The sequence below is a fragment of the Methyloversatilis sp. genome (assembly GCF_030696805.1).
Classification (GTDB): Bacteria; Pseudomonadota; Gammaproteobacteria; order Burkholderiales; family Rhodocyclaceae; genus Methyloversatilis.
The window spans coordinates 1-17,039 of the sequence record NZ_JAUYRO010000079.1; the positions used below are offsets into that span (position 1 = coordinate 1).

Consider the following 17,039-nt stretch of genomic DNA (forward strand, 5'->3'; position numbering starts at 1 on the left):
TCGACTTTGGCGACGATGCGGGTTTGTTCTGCGGATGGAGGTAGTGGCAAGGCACGGGTCGCGAAGTATTCAGTGGGCAATCGTTTCTGACCTGCGGTTCCAGTCATGTTTTTCTCACCTTCAACGGCGAAATACGGTGACCGCAAGAACAGATAGACATACCCCGGCAATATCCCGGTATGGATCGAGCGGAATACGTGCAGCTCGGTCGTACCAGCGCCAATATCGTGCTCAAGTCCTTCAATAACAGCGGCCTTTCCGTTTTCAAAACATGGCGTGATCTTGGCAACAACCACGTCGCCGTTTTTGAAGTGGGTGAACCCCTTTTTTATCTTTCCCCAATGTTCCACCTCAGGCGCCAGTGCTCCCCTGTGGATTTCCGAAAACCCGCTCATTGGGATAAAAGAAGCAATAGCTTCATCTGGCGCGTCGTTTCTCGGGCTGATTTCGCCAATATCAAGTAAGCGAGTCCAACACCATGATGCGGGAAGCTCGATATACGGCGGAATATCAAGCGCTTCGCTCTCCAGTTTTGACAGGCGCTTGTACTTTTTTTCGTGAATCAAGCGTTCCTTCAATGTTGCGATGTCTGCTAAGAGTTGACGTGCATCACCATCGGTATCAAGGCGAGGTGTCAATGCGCCTGTAATTGCCAACTGGCAAACCATTTCACGGAGCTGCTGGACGCCCCCCGGCGCATTGGCAATATGCCCGAACTCCGCCAAAAACTGCTGCGCGTCCATCAGGCGTCCTCCCCACGGTTTTCCAGCCGGGCGCGTGAGCGGACGATGGCTTCATGCAGTTTGGCTTGCAGCACTTCCCTGGGTGGCAGGCTGGTTAGGTACTCGGCGACATGGATGCCGCTGGCATCCAGTTCGAGCAGTTCGACCTGCTCCTGCTTTTTGCCGCTGCACAGGATGATGCCCAATGGCGGTGCCTCGCCGGCTTCTTGTTCGTATATCGCCAGCCAGCGCAGGTACAGCTCCATCTGGCCTTTGTCGGCGGCTTTAAAGTCGCCCAACTTGAGCTCAATGGCCACCAGCCTTTTCAGGCGGCGGTTGTAAAGCAGCAGGTCGATGAAGAAATCGTCGTTGTCGATCTGGATACGCTTTTGCCGGGCGACGAAGGTGAAGCCGGCACCCAGTTCCAGCAGGAAGTTTTCCAGCTCGCGCAGGATGGCATCCTCCAGGTCTTTCTCCAGATAGCGGTCTTGCAGGCCAAGGAAGTCGAGTACGTAGGGGTCTTTCAGCACCAGCGCGGGAGTGATGGTGCCGGTTTGGCGCAGGCTGACCAGCTCTTGTTCCAGCAGTTGCTCGGGTTGCTTTGACAAGGCGGTGCGCTCGAAGAGCTGGGAGTCCAGCCGGTCTTGCAGGGTGCGGGTGCTCCAGCCTTCCTGCTGGCACATTTGCAGGTAGAAGTCGCGTTTGAGCGGGTCGTCGATGTAGATCAGGGTTTTGATGTGTGTCCAGCTCAATTGTCTCCGCACTGCGGAGACAATTTCTTCCGAGGGCATGGCTTCGGCAAAACGCAGCATGTGGCGCAGGTTTTTGGCGGAGAAGCCGCGCCCGTAGTCAGTTTCCAATTGTCTCGACAGTGCCGAGACAATCTGTTCGCCGTAGGTGGCGCGTTCGCTGCCCAGCACTTCGGTGCGAATACGGTGGCCGATGTGCCAATAAAGCAGCGTCAGCGCACTGTTGACTGCAGCGGCCAGTTGACTGCGACTTTGTTCGATCAGTTGGCGGATATCGCCCAGCAATTGCGGTGCGGCGATTTCCGGTGCCACGGGCTTCATGCTTCGGCCTCCGGGCCGAAGTGGTGCGCCAGTGCGGCGGCCAGTTCGCTTTTGAGCTGGTTTTCGGTTTCTTCGATTTCGCCCAGCAGCTTTTTGTATTTCTCCAGCAGCACGTCCGGGTCGTGGGTTTCTTCTTCCGGCGCATTGGGATTCTTGATGTCGAGGTTGAAGATGGGCCAGTAGATGCGGTCGCCTGCGGCCTGCGCATCACGCGCTTGCAGGCGCAGCGGTTCGGCCCTGGCGCGCAGCTCGGCAATCTGGGCGTCGATCTTTTCGCGGTAGGCCGCGTCGGTGGTGCCGACCAGGCTCTTGCGCAAGTCGCCTGCTTCGCCTTCCAGCGCGGCGGCCTGGTTGTTCAGGTCTTCGGCGCGTTGCCAGTGCGGTTGCGCGGCGGCTTCGGCCTGTTCGCGCCTGGTTTTGAAATCGACCTTCCAGGCGAATTCGGTTTCCACGCGGCCGGCAAAGTCGTTGGCCTCATCGCCCCACCATTCCTGCTCGGGTTTGAATTCTTCGAGCCGGATGGGCTTGGTTTTGGAATAGCTCTTGTAGCCCGTCGGGTAGGGATGCTCGTAGAACCAGATGGTGTCGGTGTGGAAGTGTTCGGTGCCGTCGTCCGTCGTTGCGCCTCGGGTGAAGAACAGCAGATTGGTCTTGATGGTGGTGTAGGGGGCGAATACGCCCTTGGGCAGGCGGATGATGGTGTGCAGCTTGCAGTCGCGCAGCAGCAGTTTTTTCAGCGTGCCCTTGATGCCGTCGCCAAACAGGAAACCATCAGGCAGCACCACAGCGGCGCGGCCGTTTTCCTTCAGCAGCTTCTTGATGATGAGCGCCATGAACATGTCGGCGGTTTCGCGGGTGCGCAGGTCGGCCGGGTAGTCGCTGCCCACGCCATCATCTTCATAGCCGCCAAAGGGCGGGTTGGTGATGATGCAATCGACCTTGTCGTTGGCACTCCACTCGTTCCAGCCGATGCCCAGCGTGTTGCGGTGCTCGATCTGGCTGGGCACGTCGATACCGTGCAGCAACATATTGGTCGTGCACAACAGGTGAGGCAGCTGTTTCTTCTCGATGCCGTGGATCAGCGCTTCGATGGCGCGCTTGTCTTCGGCACTGGATCGGGTGGTGAGTTGATTGCGGAAGTGGTCGATCGCAGCCGTCAGGAAGCCGCCGGTGCCGCAGGCCGGGTCCATCACCTTTTCGCGCTTGTCCAGGCGCGGGTTGACGCGGTCGGCCATGAAGGCGGTGATGGCGCGCGGGGTGTAGAACTCGCCCGCGTTGCCGGCGCCGCGCAGGTCGTTGAGCATCTGCTCGTAGACATCGCCCAGGCTGGCGCGGGTTTTGAAGTCGTGGAAGTTGATGGCGTCTTCCAGCTTCTCGATCACGGCCAGCATTTGCGGGCCGGATTTCATGTAGTTGTTGGCGTCTTCGAATACCTGCTTGATGACCTTGTGCTGCGGGCTCTGGCTGGCGTCGATCTGGTCTTTCAGCGCCGGGAACAGTTCGTTGTTGACGAAGCCGATCAGCTCGCTGCCGGCGATCTGCGGTTTTTTCTTGCCGTCGGCATCGGCCTTGTAGGCCGCCCAATTACGCCAGCGGAAGCGCTCTGGCAAGGGGGATCGGTAGGCTGCATTGTCGTCCTCCCATTCTTCCTCGCGCTGATCGAATACCTTGAGGAACAGCATCCAGGTGAGTTGACCAAGGCGCTGGGCGTCGCCATCGACGCCGTCGTCCTTGCGCATGATGTCCTGGATGGACTTGATGGTGCTGCTGAGATTCATCGGGCTCTCTTCTGGTCGTTCGGCTTGAGTGGTGACGCTTTTCTATCGATCAGGCCTGCTTCGGCTCCGGGGAGTCGTAGAGCGCCTGTTCGAGTTCGTGCACGGCCAGGGTGTATTGCTCGACGCTGCCGAAAATGCCGCGCCGGATCTGGGTTTTGCTGCCGAATTGGTCGAACGGCGGCAACTCGAGCACCTTGGCGTCTTCAATGTCTTGCACGCCATGGTCGGCGAACTTGTCCAGCAGCGCTCCAAGCACTGCACGGGCTTGCTCGCCGTATTTGCCGAACACATCGCGCTTCTTGACGTTGTTGGCGCGTTCGCGACGGGTCAGCGGCTTCTGGTCGAAGGCGACGTGGGCGACCAGATCAAACACATCGAGTTCGTTACCGTTGGCCACCGCCTGCTGCAGGATTTTCAGTGGTACGCCGTGCCCGGCCAGCTCTTCCACGATGGCCTGTTTGCGCTCGGCTTCGTTCCAGCGCCGCAGGAAATCGGTCATCGTGCCGAACTCGGCTCGCAGCGCTTTCCTGATGTCGTCCTTGAGCAGAACACGATAGTCCTCTGTGATGAGCTTGCCGTCTGCATCGAGGTATTGCGAGCGCTCGACGGCAACCCGCACATTGACGTCATCGATCACGTATCTGGTGCGGCCTTCACCGCCGCCGGTGCCGTCGCTGCCTGTCGCGCCAGGGCCATACTGCGGCGGCTCGGGTTCGCCCACACCCAGCGCGTTCGTATCGTCCGGCGGCACCACGGTTTCGCCGGGCCCGGGCTCGTAGATCACCACAGGTTCGCCGTCGAAATCCGGGTCGGCGAACAGGCGCGTCGCGCCCTTGAAATCCATGATGGTGAAGTACAGCTTCTGGTAGTCCTCACGCAGGCGGGTACCACGGCCAATGATCTGTTTGAACTCGGTCATCGAATTGATGTTCTGGTCCAGCACGATGAGCTTGCAGGTTTTGGCATCGACCCCGGTGGTGAGCAGCTTGGATGTCGTGGCGATGACCGGATAGAGCTCGTCGTTGTCGATGAAGTACGAAAGCTGCGCCTTGCCTTCGGTGTCGTCCCCGGTAATTCGCATCACGTAGCGACGATTGCTGGCCGCGGCCGGGATCAACTTGACCAGTTCCTGCCGCATGCGCTCGGCATGGTCCTGGTCGTCGCAGAAGATAATGGTCTTGGCCATCGGGTCGGTGGCTTTGAGGTATTCCCACACCTTGCCGGCAACCAGCCTGGTGCGCTTTTCCAGCACCAGAATGCGGTCGAAATCGCGGGTGCCGTACTGGCGTTGCTCAACCGTCTGACCGAACTTGTCGACCTTGCCTCTTTCGGGCGTGTAGCCGACTGCATCGACGTCGGTGGCGATGCGGATGACCTTGTACGGAGCGAGGAAGCCGTCTTCGATGCCCTGCCTGAGCGAGTACGTGTAAACCGGGTCACCGAAGTAGGTGATGTTGCTGACTTCCCGGGTTTCCTTCGGCGTGGCGGTCAGACCCAGATGCGTGGCACTGCTGAAATACTCAAGTACTTCGCGCCAGGCCGAGTCATCAGCGGCGCTGCCGCGGTGACATTCATCGACAACGACCAGATCGAAGAAGTCCGCCGGAAACTGCTTGTAGATCTGCTTCCATTCTTCCTTGCCGGTGACTGCCTGGTAAAGGGCAAGGTAGATCTCGTAGTTCTTCTTGATTTCGCGGTGGGTGATCTTGTGCATCACCTCGCCGAAGGGCGCGAAATCCTGCTGCATGGTCTGGTCGATGAGAATGTTGCGGTCAGCCAGGAACAGGATGCGCTGCCTGGCCTTGGCCTTCCACATGCGCCAGATGATCTGGAAAGCGGTGTAAGTCTTGCCGGTGCCGGTGGCCATGACCAACAGCACACGTTGCTGACCTTTCGCAATCGCTTCGACGGCACGATTTATTGCAACGCGTTGGTAGTAGCGGGGTTCCCTGCCGCTGCCGTCGGTGTAGAACGGCTGCTCGATCAGCTTGACGGCTTCGGGCGCCGCCAGACCTTTCCATTGCTGGTACAGCGGCCAAAGTTCGTCCAATGACGGAAACTCGCCGACCTGAAGTTCGCGCTCGACAGGCTGGGTGATGCCGGTACGGTCGTGAATCAGAAATCCATCGCCATTGCTGCTGATCGCAAAAGGGGCGTCCAGCATTTCGGCATAGGCCAGCGCCTGCTGCATGCCATGCCCCACCGAGAATCGGGCCTGCTTGGCTTCAACCACAGCAATCGGAATATTGGGTCTGGCGTAGAGCACGAAGTCGGCACGCTTCGGCCCGCCTTTGACATCGGGGTTCTTGATGCGGGAAGCGAGCGTGCCGCGTACCATGACACGACCGTCAGTGAGCTTCACTTCCTCCCGGAACTGGTGCTGTTGCCAGCCCGCCTGCACGATCGCGGGGGTGATGAATTTGGTGCAAACGTCGCGCTCACTGAGCGTGTACTTGTCCATGGCGTGCGCTCTCCTGTTACGCGTGCGCTTTTGCGGCGTCGGCACCGCCTGCACGTACCCAACCAGCAACTTCGGAGAGCTGGAATTTCCACAGTCGCCCGATCTTGTGTGCGGGCAAGCCCTTGCGTTCCGGCCAGCGATAGACGGTGTCCTTCACGACGCCCGGATGGTGGGCGACTTCGCATGCGGTGGCCCACAGTTCGGCATTCATGGCGTCGGCGCTCGAGTCAAGGCCTCAAAGTCGTCTTCAATCGTCCTCAGTCTAGCAGGGGCGAATTGAAGCCGATTTTGCAATGAAAACCATGCGTTGGCTGTTCGCGGTGGTGGCTCTGCATGTGTTTGGCACCGATCGGTTTCAGGCATCCACCCGCGCATCATATCGAACGGGTGACCACCACCACCGTCGCAATGGATGTTCGCCGGCGTCGCCGGTCATATTGTGTGTGTCCATTTCGCTTCCATGACAGGCGAAGGCAATCATCCAGCAAGTCGTCGCCATCCCGTGCTGCGGCGGGTTCAAGGCTTGCGGCGCAGGGCGCGCTTGGGTAGGGTTCGCGCCTTCCACGCTGCCCCTGCCCGTCGCACATGCTCCCCTCGATCGAACACCGTCTCGCCGCCGAACTGGGCGCGCGCCCGCAACAGGTCAATGCCGCCGTCGCCCTGCTGGATGAAGGCGCTTCCGTGCCGTTTATTTCGCGCTACCGAAAGGAAGTGACTGGCGGGCTGGACGACACCCAGCTGCGCCTGCTCGAAGAGCGCCTTGTATATATGCGCGAACTGGAGGAACGGCGCGCTGCGGTGATCGCCAGCATCGACGAACAGGGCAAGCTCACGCCGGCGCTGCGCGGCGAGGTCGAGAACGCCGACACCAAGCAGCGGCTGGAAGACCTCTACCTGCCGTACAAGCAGAAGCGCCGCACCAAGGCGCAGATTGCGCGTGAGGCAGGCATCGAGCCGCTGGCCGACGCGCTGCTGGCCGACCCGACGCTGACGCCGGAGGCCGAAGCTGCGGCTTACCTGAACGTCGAAGCGGGATTTGCCGACTCCAAGGCGGTGCTCGACGGCGCACGCCAGATCCTGATGGAACGCTTCGCCGAAAGCGCCGAACTGGTCGGCGCGCTGCGCAGCCACGTGGCCGAACACGGCGTGGTGGTCGCGGCGGTGGCCGACGGCAAGGACACCGACGCCGAAGCGGCCAAGTTCCGCGACTACTTCGCCTACCGCGAAAAACTCGCCGACATTCCGTCGCACCGCGCGCTGGCGCTGTTCCGCGGCCGCAACGAAGACGTGCTGCGGGTGAAGCTGGCGCTCGACACCGATCCGGAAGACGGCACGCGCAGCGCCGAGCCGAACCCGTGCGAGCGGCGCGTGATGGTGCATGCCGGCATCCGCGACAACGGCCGCGCGGCCGACCGCTGGCTTGTCGAAACGGCCCGCTGGACCTGGAACGTGAAGCTGTCGGTGCATGTCGAGCTCGATCTGATGAACGAGCTGCGCGCGCGCGCCGAACTGGAGGCGATCCGCGTGTTCGCCAAGAACCTGAAGGACCTGCTGCTCGCCGCGCCGGCCGGCCCGCGGGTGGTGATGGGACTGGACCCCGGCATCCGCACCGGCGTGAAGGTGGCGGTGGTCGACGCCACCGGCAAGCTGGTCGATACCGCAACCATCTACCCGCATGAGCCGCGCCGCGACTGGGACGGCTCGCTGCACGTGCTGTCCGGCCTCGCCGCGAAGCACGGGGTGCAGCTGATCGCCATCGGCAATGGCACGGCCAGCCGGGAAACCGACAAGCTGGCGGCCGACCTGATGAAGCTCAAACCCGAGCTTGGCATGACCAAGATCGTCGTGTCGGAAGCCGGCGCGTCGGTGTATTCGGCGTCGGAACTGGCGTCGAAGGAATTTCCGGGGCTGGACGTGAGCCTGCGCGGCGCGGTGTCGATCGCCCGCCGGCTGCAGGACCCGCTGGCCGAACTGGTGAAGATCGACCCGAAGGCCATCGGCGTCGGCCAGTACCAGCACGACGTCAGCCAGACGCGGCTCGCCCGCTCGCTCGACGCCGTGGTCGAAGACTGCGTGAATGCGGTGGGCGTCGATGTGAATACCGCGTCGGTGCCGCTGCTGGCACGCATATCGGGACTGAACGCCACATTGGCGCAGAACATCGTGGCGCATCGCGACGCCAACGGCGCGTTCCCGTCGCGCAAGGCACTGCTGTCGGTGCCGCGCCTGGGTGACAAGACCTTCGAACAATGTGCGGGGTTTCTGCGCATTATGAACGGCGACAACCCGCTCGACGCCTCGGCGGTGCACCCGGAAGCCTATCCGGTGGTCGAGCGCATCCTGGCCGACGTGAAGAAGAAGGCGCGCGAGCTGATCGGCGACGCGGCGACCGTCAAGGCGCTGTCGGCGCAGAAATACGCCGACGACCGCTTCGGCCTGCCGACGGTGCAGGACATCCTGCGCGAGCTGGAAAAGCCGGGCCGCGACCCGCGTCCGGAATTCCGCGCGGCGACCTTCCGCGACGGCATCGAACAGCTGAAGGACCTCGAACCCGGCATGCTGCTCGAAGGCGTGGTGACCAACGTGACCAACTTCGGTGCCTTCGTCGACATCGGCGTGCATCAGGACGGTCTGGTACATGTGTCGGCCATCGCCAACCGCTACGTGAAGGACCCGGCCGAGGTGGTGAAGGCCGGCGACATCGTCAAGGTGAAGGTGGTCGAGGTCGACATCGCCCGCAAGCGCATCGCGCTGACCATGCGGCTGGGCGACGAGGTGGTACGCAAGCCGGCCGCGAAGGACGCCCGCCCGCCGGCACGGCCGGGCGACGCGCGACGCAGCGAGCGCGGGCAGGATGCCCCGGCGGCCAACAATGCGCTGGCGGCCGCTTTCGCGAAGGCAACGAAGCGCTGAGCCGGCCGCGGGACCGGTACCCGTCAACGGCAGGCAACATCCCTTTCCGCTCCGGATTCGGGCGTGGTGCATTGAAGAACCAACGCACCCGTCGAACGGGCCGGGCGCGCCCATGGAAATGTTGCTGAATGTTAAGCGCGACGCCCGATTGCGCCCCATCAAGGACTTGCGGCGCGTCGTTTATGACCACACCTTGCACAGCGGGTGACGCCACCGACGGGAAAGTTTCCCTGTCTCGCTAACTCGGGAGTTTTTCCCTGTGGTCGCGTCGGAACAGTCGGTACAAGCGAGGGAAATAAACAGCTATCGATCGTGTAGGGAGCCGTCCTACACGTACCCCGATGACACCCTCGCGTTCCCAGACTTTGCGCCTGACCCCGGCCGCGCTCGCCCTGCTGAGCGCGAGCGCCCTCGTCTGTGCGCAGGAAGAGCCGGTCAAGGAACTGCCGACGGTAGAAATCCGCGCCCCGCGAATGATCACGCCGCTGCCGGGGGTGGTGCTCGACGAGCAGCAAACGACCTCTAACGTCCAGAGCCTCACCGGCGACGAGCTGCAGCAGTCGGGCGCAGTGTCGCTGACGGAAGCAATGAACCTGCAGTTCCAGTCGATCAACGTCAATGACTACGCAGGCAACCCGTTCCAGCAGGACCTGAACTTCCGCGGCTTCGCGGCGTCGCCGCTGATCGGCACACCACAGGGCCTTTCGGTCTATCTCGACGGGGTGCGCATCAACGAAGCGTTCGGCGATGTCGTGAATTGGGACCTGATCCCGAACATCGCGATCCTGCGCATGGACCTCCTGCCCGGGTCCAATCCGATGTTCGGTCACAACACGCTGGGCGGTGCGATTTCGGTCAATACGAAATCGGGCTTTACCAGCCCGAAAGTGGAATTTTCGGCTCTCGGCGGTGCGTTTGGCAGACGCCAGTACCAGCTTGCAGCCGGTGGCAATTCGGGCCCGCTGGCGGGATTCTTCGCGCTCAACAAGTTCGATGAAGATGGCTGGCGAACCAACTCGCCGACCAGCGTGCGTCAGTACTTCGGCCGTATCGACATCCGCGGCAGGTCGACCGAAGCCACGTTCAGCCTGCTGAAAGCCGAAAACACCCTGGTCGGCAACGGCCTGATCCCGGAAGAACAGTGGCGTGAAAGTCCGAATTCGGTGTTCACCTCACCGGACGAGAACATCAACGACCTGAATCATCTAACGGGTCGCGTCCGTTTCGACATCAGCGACTCGTCCAGCGTTGCCCTGCAGATGTATCGCCGAGACCTGAAGCAGAAGGGCACGGGTGGCGACGTGTGGGACGACTTCGACCAAGGGGCCAGCTCAAACCGGCTGGGTGTCAGTTGCCCGGACGGTTTCGGTTCGCCGAATGGCGCGCTGGACCAGAACGTCGGGCCGACCTACCCGGGCTGCGCAGGATTGGCACCGAACGGACTGTTCAATTTCAGCCGCTCGGATCAGCGCTCGGAAGGTGTCGCCCTGCAATTCACGCAGATCAGCGAAACGCACCAGATCGTCGTCGGCAGTTCCTTCGACTGGAGCGACGTCGACTTCCGGCAGAGCCAGCGGCTCGGCTTCATCGATTCCGAACGCACCGTGTTCCTCGATCCTTCACGAGAGGCGGATCTGGGTCTGCTCGCGCTGAGCCAGGACATCGTCCGAAACAATCTGACCGGGTCGAGCCGGACGGCTGCACTGTTCTTCAGCGACACCTGGACCGCGGCGCCCAATCTGTTCATCACCTATGGCGCACGGCTCAGTTACTCGCGAGTCAAGAACGAACTGCAGTCGGACAAACCAATTCCACTTTACCAATTCACCTCGAATTTCTTCAACAATCGCGCAGAAATTTGCGGAACCTTATCTGCGGTTGGGACCCGATTTCTCTGCTCCACAGGAGATTACGGCTACCGCAGTCTGAATCCGTCGCTTGGCGTGTCCTGGCTGCCCGCGCAGGACCTGAACGTCTATGGCAACGTCAGTCGCGGTTCGCGGGTTCCCTCGGTCATCGAACTGGGCTGCGCACGCGACAAGACGCTCGAGGATCCGAACGGGCTGAATGACGGCAAGAATCTCGGCTGCACCATTCCCACCTCGCTGACCTCCGACCCTTTCCTGCCGCAGGTCAGGTCGCTGACGACGGAGCTCGGTCTCAGGGGTACCAGTCTGAACGGCCAGCTTTCGTGGAGCGCGACGGCTTACCGGACCGAACTGACCGACGACATCCTGTTCGTGTCGCTCGGCCAGCGCAACCGCGGCGTGTTCGACACCTTCGGCAAGACCGAACGCGACGGTTTCGAACTCAATCTGAAAGGCAGATTCGGTCGCCATTCGCTGCGTGCCGGCTACAGCCGCCTGAATGCCACCTTCGAATCCAGCGCCACCATCGTCAATCAGTCGAACAGTTCCGCAGATCGTACCCAGGGACGTGTGAACGACTTCGAAATCAACCCGGGCGATGTCATCCCGGGGCTTCCGAAGCATTCGTTCCGCCTTGGCTGGAACATGGATGTCACCAGCAATTTCACCTTCGGATTTTCAATGGTGGCGCAATCCTTCGTATTTGCGCGCGGCAACGAAAACAATGAATCCGAACCCGGTGGCACCGACCTGACCGGAAATGCACAGATCCCCGGCCTTGGAAAACGCTACGTCGGCAAGGGCAGGACATCCGGCTTCGCGGTATTCAATTTCAATGCGAATTACCGGGTAGACAAAAATATTTCCCTGTTCTGCAAGGTCGACAACATCTTCGACCGCCGATACACCACCGCTGGCGACCTCGCGGTCAATCCATTCACCTCCGGATCGTTCGGCGCGCGGGATTCCTCAGGATTCAATTACAACTCGTTCGACTGGACTCATTCGCTTTTTGTCGGCCCCGGCGCCCCGCGCGCCGTGTGGTTTGGCCTCAACTACGCATTCGGGTCATGAGCACCGGATCGTTTTCCATCGATCGGACAAGGATCGATTACAACAAGAGGCACAGCCGAACCCGTCATGTGTCCGCCGAATCATTGTCTCACCCTGAATCTTTTCAAAAAGGAGATCGCATCATGAAATTAGCGCATGTCGCCGCGGCGACAGTCTTGATGGGCGCCAGTCTGGGCGCAGTAGCGGGTGATTTTTTTGAGCTTAACAAGGCGTTTCCGTTTCGCCTTAGTGGCGCTAATAATCAGAACACTGACCGCTACTTTCTTGATGCTACTGGCAGAACAATCACATCTTCATTTACCGTCACCACCGAAATTGGAGATGTATTAATTCCGCTAGTCGCTTCCAGTATCAGCTACAACTCGATCGCGACATCAGGTCCGATTCCGAGAACGGTTACCGGCAGTGGAGTTCTTACGCTACTTGATTATCGGCTAACGGAAGATGTCCAGCTCGCGGGCCAAGCAATCGGCGATATGTATGATTTCGTTTATCGAGATTCGCGGGACAATAAACTGGTATTTGGCACTCGTGTGATTCTCGGTCTTCCGGGCCAGCAGCAGAATGCTGAACTGAACAATGTCTTCCGCTACGGATTTGAGGAGAACGGAACCGTTTTCGACGCGGCGGCAGCTTGGATGTACATGTCAGATTTCGATCTGCGGCTATACAGCGCTGCACGCAGCGATCAGGGCCTTGGGTCGACAGACGTGTACGACCCGGATGCGATCAGCTTCCAGTCGGACATCAACCTGTCCGAAGACAATCCATACAGCGGCCTGTATCTCATCAAGACCAACGCCACCTACTACACCGTCGCCGACAGCGCGATCGGCTACTTTCAGGCGGGCGAAGAGGGCCAGCCGATCGTGAAGGCCTTCATCGGCGGATTTGTCCCGACGAACACAGCGCCGATTCCCGAACCGTCCACCTACGCAATGCTGCTCGCGGGCCTGGGCATGATCGGCGTGATTGCACGCCGCCGCATGCGCGCCTGATACCCGAAGTTTTCCGCACCACTCAACAAAGAGGTCAACTCCATGAAAATCAAAACCATTGCACTGTCACTGATGCTGGGCCTGGGCGCCCACGCGGCGCACGCTTTCGTCGCCCTGCCGGAAAGCGGCGATCTGCGGATCGTCGGCGTCAGCAACGCTGCGGCTGACCCGCTGTTCCTCGGCTTCGACTGGACGCCGGAAAGCGCCGGCTACACCCGCGCCGCCCGCCGCATCAGCTCGGTAATCTACGACGGCACCGACATCGGCACCTTCTACGACTTCGTCTATCGCAGCACCACCGACAGCACGCTGCTGTTCGCATCGCGTTTCGAACTGGATGTTGGCGAAATCGAAATCGGTGACCTCGACTACGAGACGGAAATCAACGACATCCTGCGCAGTGGCTATGCCAACTATGACGTTTCAGTTGGATGGTATGCCGCGACCGACGACGATTTGCGCCTGCAATCGACCGCCCATACCTCGAATGGCGTGCGAACCCGTCCGACCAACCCGGTGGATGTGTTCGACGACAACGTGGTCGACTTCCGCACCGACATTTCGGTCGAGGAAGGCAATCCGTCGACCGCCTGGTATGTGCTCAAGACCAATGCAACGGAATTCACCTACCTGATCGATGCGGTCACCATCCGTCAGGCGCCGAGCATCGACGGCATGTCGCCGCCGCTGCGCACCGCGACCTTCGAAGGCTTCGCGCCCATCGCCGCGATCCCGGAACCTGAAACCTACGCCATGCTGCTGGCCGGTCTGGGCCTGATCGGTCTGGCTGCCCGCCGTCGCACGAAGGCGTAATCAAGGCTGTAACAGTCGGCGGCGCGCAAGCGCCGTTGGCCGGAATTGAAGCGGCCCCCTGCGTTGTCCAGCAGGGGGCCGTTTTTTTTGCCTTGCGTGTGTTGAGGCCGGTGTGTCCGGCCGCCGTCAGAACGGCCGGTCGAGCTGCAGCGATTCCTTCGGGCCGCGGTAGATCAAAGGCTTGACCTGCGCCGCGTTGCCGGCGATCTGGGCGCGGTCGACGACTTCGGTGATCCGGTTGTGCAGCGGCGACTTGTCGCACACCGGGTCGGCTGCGGCCGGGTCGTTGGCGATCATGTAGGCCTGACAGCGGCAGCCGCCGTAGTCCTTTTCCTTTTCCGGACAGCTGGAACAGGGCTCCTTCATCCAGCCGGTGCCGCGGTAGCGGTTGAAGCCTTCGGATTCATACCAGATTTCGCGGATGGACGAGGTGCGCACGTCCGGAAACTCCAGCCCGGGCAACATGCGCGCGGTGTGGCAGGGCAACGCCTTGCCGTCCGGCGTGATGGTCAGGAAGATGTTGCCCCAGCCATTCATGCACTTCTTCGGCCGTTTTTCGTAATAGTCGGGCACGACGAAAAACAGCTTCATCTTGTTGCCGTGCGTGGCGCGCCACTCGTTGGTGATGCGTTCCGCGCGCTCAAGCTGCTCGCGCGACGGCAGCAGCTGGTCGCGATTCACCTGCGCCCAGCCGTAGTACTGCGTGTTGGCCAGTTCGACGTATTCGGCATCGATGTCGGACGCGAGTTGCAGGATGGCTTCGATGTGGTCGATGTTATGCCGATGGATGGTGCAGTTCATGACCATCGGATAGCCGTGCGCTTTGATCATGTCGGCCGCGCGGCGCTTCAGGTCGAAGGTTCGGGTGGACGACAGGAAGTCGTTCATTTCGCGCGTCGAGTCCTGGAACGAGAGCTGGATGTGGTCCAGCCCGGCTTCCTTCAGCGCGCCGATGCGCTTTTCGTTCAGCCCGACGCCCGATGTCAGCAGGTTGGTGTAGTAGCCCAGGCGGTGCGCCTCGGCGACGATGACTTCGAGGTCGTCGCGCAGCATGGGTTCGCCGCCGGAAAAGCCGCACTGCACCGACCCGAGCTCACGGGCTTCGCGCAGCACCTTGAACCACTGTTCGGTCGTCAGTTCGTCTTCGGTCTTGGCGAAATCGACCGGGTTGTAGCAATACACGCAGTGCAGCGGGCAGCGGTAGGTCAGTTCGGCCAGCAACCACAGCGGCGGGCCGATCTTCGCGGTGTCCTGCACGGCCACTGCCTCGGAAAGATCGGTCATGTCAGATCCACCCATTTCTGCTGCTCGGCCAGTTCGATGAAGGCGAGCACGTCGGCTTCAAGCCCCTGCGCGTTGAAGGTCGTTTCGAGGTCGGCGACGATGGCGGCGACGTCGGCTGCGCCATCGCAGCGCTTCAGGATTTCGCCGGCGCTCTGGTTCAGCTTCACCATGCCCTCCGGATACAGCAGCACGTAGGCGTCCTGCGCCGGTTCCCACTGGATGCGGAAGTTGCGGCCCACTTTCGGCACGGTTGCGGTTGTGATCGCCATCGTTTCGCTCACCGGGTTACTTGCTGACGCCGTAAGCGTTGGCCATGGCGTCGTTCATTGCCCACAGCACGTCGAGCTTGAACTGCAGGATGGTCAATGCGCGTTCCTGCTCGGCGCGTGTCGTGAAGTGGTTCAGCGTCACCGCCAGGCCCTGTTCGACGTCGCGTCGCGCCTGGGACACGCGGTTGCGGAAGTACTGCAGGCCGGACGATTCGATCCACGGGTAGTGCTCGGGCCAGTTGGCGAGCCGTTCCTTGTGGATCTTGGGCGCGAACAACTCGGTCAGCGACGAGCACACCGCTTCCTGCCAGGGCCGCTGGCGCGCAAAGTTGATGTAGGCGTCGACAGCGAAACGCACGCCGGGCACCACGTGGCGCAGATCGACGATTTCCTCGCGCGTGAGGCCGGTGGCTTCGCCCAGCCTGATCCACGCTTCGATGCCGCCTTCGTCGCGCGCCGTCGCGCCATCCGGGGCGGTGATTTCGTATCCGTCGTGGTCGAGGATGCGCTGTATCCACTGGCGGCGGATTTCGCGGTCCGGCGTGTTCGACAGGATGGCCGCGTCCTTCACCGGAATCGCGATCTGATAGTAAAACCGGTTTGCCACCCAGCCGCGGATCTGTTCCGGTGACGCCTTGCCGGTATTCAGCATGACGTTGAACGGATGGTGGATGTGATAGGCGCTGCCCTTGTCGCGCAGCTGCGCCTCGAATTCTGCGTGATTCCAGGGTTGTTGCGTACTCATACCGTGATGTCCATTCCGTCGTAAGCCACCTCGATACCACGCGATTCGAGTTCGCGCCGTTGCGCGCTGTCCTCGTTCAGGATCGGGTTGGTGTTGTTGATGTGAATCAGGATCTTTCGCGTGGTTTTCGGCAGCTTGTCGAGCCAGACCATCATGCCGCTTTCGCCTGTCTGCGGCAGGTGCCCCATGTCGCGTGCGTACTTCTTCGAGGCGCCGAGCGCGATCATTTCGTCGTCGGTCCAGAAGGTGCCGTCGACCAGCACCACGTCGGCCGCCTGCATCGCCGCCCACACGTGCGGCTCGATGTCGACCAGACCGGGCGCGTAATAGATCTTCCGGCCGGTCTTCGTGTCTTCAATGGTCACGCCGATGTTGTCGCCCGGCACCGGTTTGTCGCGCCGCGGCGAGTAGGGTGGAGCATTGCTGCGCAGATGGTGGGCGTGGAAACGTAGATCGGGCACGTGCTTCATTTCGAACATGCTTTCGTCGATCGGCAGCGCATTCCAGTTCACGCCGCAGTAGTGCCCGAGCAGACGGAACAGCGGGTTTCCCTGCGTCAGGTCTTCCTGCACCGGCGGCGTGCACCAGATTTCGTGCGGCTGACGGTGTTCACGCAGCATGTACAGGCCGGTCGTGTGGTCGATCTGGCCGTCGATGAGCACGATGGCCTTGACCGCGGTGTCGCGCAGCGCGCGCGCTGGCTGCAGTTCGGGGAACTGCTGGAACTGGGTCAGGATGTCGGGCGACGCGTTGAACAGCACCCAGTTCTCGTTGTCGCCGGTCACCGTGATAGACGACTGGGTGCGCGCCGTGGCGCGGATCGTGCCCTTGCGCAGGCCGTCGCAGTTGTGACAGTTGCAGTTCCACTGCGGGAAGCCGCCGCCCGCGCCGGACCCCAGTACGTGCAGTCGCATGCCCCTCCTCCGGTATCCGTGTGCGGATACTCTGATTCAAATGCAACGCGCCCGTTCAGGGCGCGTCACGGTATTCGTCTGGCCGGTCGCTTGACGCCGACGGGTGCTGCAGAGACCCGGGAGCTAACGC

The 17,039-nt window shown here is 61.3% G+C and carries 12 protein-coding genes and 1 pseudogene; 4 read left to right on the forward strand and 9 right to left on the reverse strand.

What is annotated here, in order from left to right:
• From Q8R75_RS12615 to Q8R75_RS12635, 5 genes and pseudogenes are all read right to left on the reverse strand, one after another.
• Positions 1-743 (reverse strand): annotated as a pseudogene (locus Q8R75_RS12615) (restriction endonuclease subunit S); the annotation flags it as partial.
• Positions 743-1,792 carry a PDDEXK nuclease domain-containing protein gene (locus Q8R75_RS12620; protein ID WP_305663690.1) on the reverse strand — a complete coding sequence of 350 codons (1,050 nt, stop codon included), beginning with the start codon at positions 1,790-1,792 and terminating at the stop codon, positions 743-745. The gene Q8R75_RS12620 and the pseudogene Q8R75_RS12615, both read right to left, overlap by 1 nt.
• Positions 1,789-3,570 (reverse strand): N-6 DNA methylase, encoded by a 1,782-nt coding sequence (locus Q8R75_RS12625; protein WP_305611193.1) that lies wholly within the window; start codon positions 3,568-3,570, stop codon positions 1,789-1,791. The genes Q8R75_RS12620 and Q8R75_RS12625 overlap by 4 nt, the downstream gene beginning before the upstream one ends.
• A 49-nt stretch (positions 3,571-3,619) precedes the next feature.
• Complete coding sequence (locus Q8R75_RS12630; protein ID WP_305611191.1) at positions 3,620-6,031, reverse strand: DEAD/DEAH box helicase family protein; 2,412 nt, start codon at positions 6,029-6,031, stop codon at positions 3,620-3,622.
• Between the two features lie 16 nt (positions 6,032-6,047).
• The gene (locus tag Q8R75_RS12635; RefSeq protein ID WP_305611189.1) at positions 6,048-6,242 is read right to left on the reverse strand and encodes a helix-turn-helix domain-containing protein; all 195 of its coding nucleotides are present in this window, start codon (positions 6,240-6,242) and stop codon (positions 6,048-6,050) included.
• 374 nt (positions 6,243-6,616) lie between these two features.
• Here Q8R75_RS12635 and Q8R75_RS12640 point away from each other — a divergent pair, with 374 nt between their 5' ends.
• From Q8R75_RS12640 to Q8R75_RS12655, 4 genes are all read left to right on the forward strand, one after another.
• Positions 6,617-8,944 carry a Tex family protein gene (locus tag Q8R75_RS12640; protein WP_305663691.1) on the forward strand — a complete coding sequence of 776 codons (2,328 nt, stop codon included), beginning with the start codon at positions 6,617-6,619 and terminating at the stop codon, positions 8,942-8,944.
• A 341-nt stretch (positions 8,945-9,285) separates the two neighbouring features.
• Positions 9,286-11,886, forward strand: a complete 2,601-nt coding sequence (locus tag Q8R75_RS12645; RefSeq protein ID WP_305611185.1) for a TonB-dependent receptor — start codon at positions 9,286-9,288, stop codon at positions 11,884-11,886.
• Positions 11,883-12,884 carry a PEP-CTERM sorting domain-containing protein gene (locus Q8R75_RS12650; protein ID WP_305611183.1) on the forward strand — a complete coding sequence of 334 codons (1,002 nt, stop codon included), beginning with the start codon at positions 11,883-11,885 and terminating at the stop codon, positions 12,882-12,884. The genes Q8R75_RS12645 and Q8R75_RS12650 overlap by 4 nt, the downstream gene beginning before the upstream one ends.
• Positions 12,885-12,926: 42 nt before the next feature.
• Positions 12,927-13,697, forward strand: a complete 771-nt coding sequence (locus tag Q8R75_RS12655) for a PEP-CTERM sorting domain-containing protein (RefSeq protein WP_305611181.1) — start codon at positions 12,927-12,929, stop codon at positions 13,695-13,697.
• 126 nt (positions 13,698-13,823) lie between these two features.
• Here Q8R75_RS12655 and pqqE read toward each other — a convergent pair whose 3' ends face one another.
• Genes pqqE through pqqB form a run of 4 tightly spaced genes read right to left on the reverse strand, consistent with a single transcriptional unit; the run spans position 13,824 to position 16,909 of the window.
• Positions 13,824-14,981, reverse strand: a complete 1,158-nt coding sequence (gene pqqE, locus Q8R75_RS12660; protein WP_305611179.1) for a pyrroloquinoline quinone biosynthesis protein PqqE — start codon at positions 14,979-14,981, stop codon at positions 13,824-13,826.
• The gene (gene pqqD, locus Q8R75_RS12665; RefSeq protein WP_305611177.1) at positions 14,978-15,250 is read right to left on the reverse strand and encodes a pyrroloquinoline quinone biosynthesis peptide chaperone PqqD; all 273 of its coding nucleotides are present in this window, start codon (positions 15,248-15,250) and stop codon (positions 14,978-14,980) included. The genes pqqE and pqqD overlap by 4 nt, the downstream gene beginning before the upstream one ends.
• A gap of 16 nt (positions 15,251-15,266) precedes the next feature.
• Positions 15,267-15,995: a pyrroloquinoline-quinone synthase PqqC gene (pqqC, locus tag Q8R75_RS12670; protein WP_305611176.1), complete on the reverse strand. Its 729-nt coding sequence runs from the start codon at positions 15,993-15,995 to the stop codon at positions 15,267-15,269.
• Complete coding sequence (gene pqqB / locus Q8R75_RS12675; RefSeq protein ID WP_305611174.1) at positions 15,992-16,909, reverse strand: pyrroloquinoline quinone biosynthesis protein PqqB; 918 nt, start codon at positions 16,907-16,909, stop codon at positions 15,992-15,994. The genes pqqC and pqqB overlap by 4 nt, the downstream gene beginning before the upstream one ends.
• Positions 16,910-17,039: the final 130 nt, after the last annotated feature.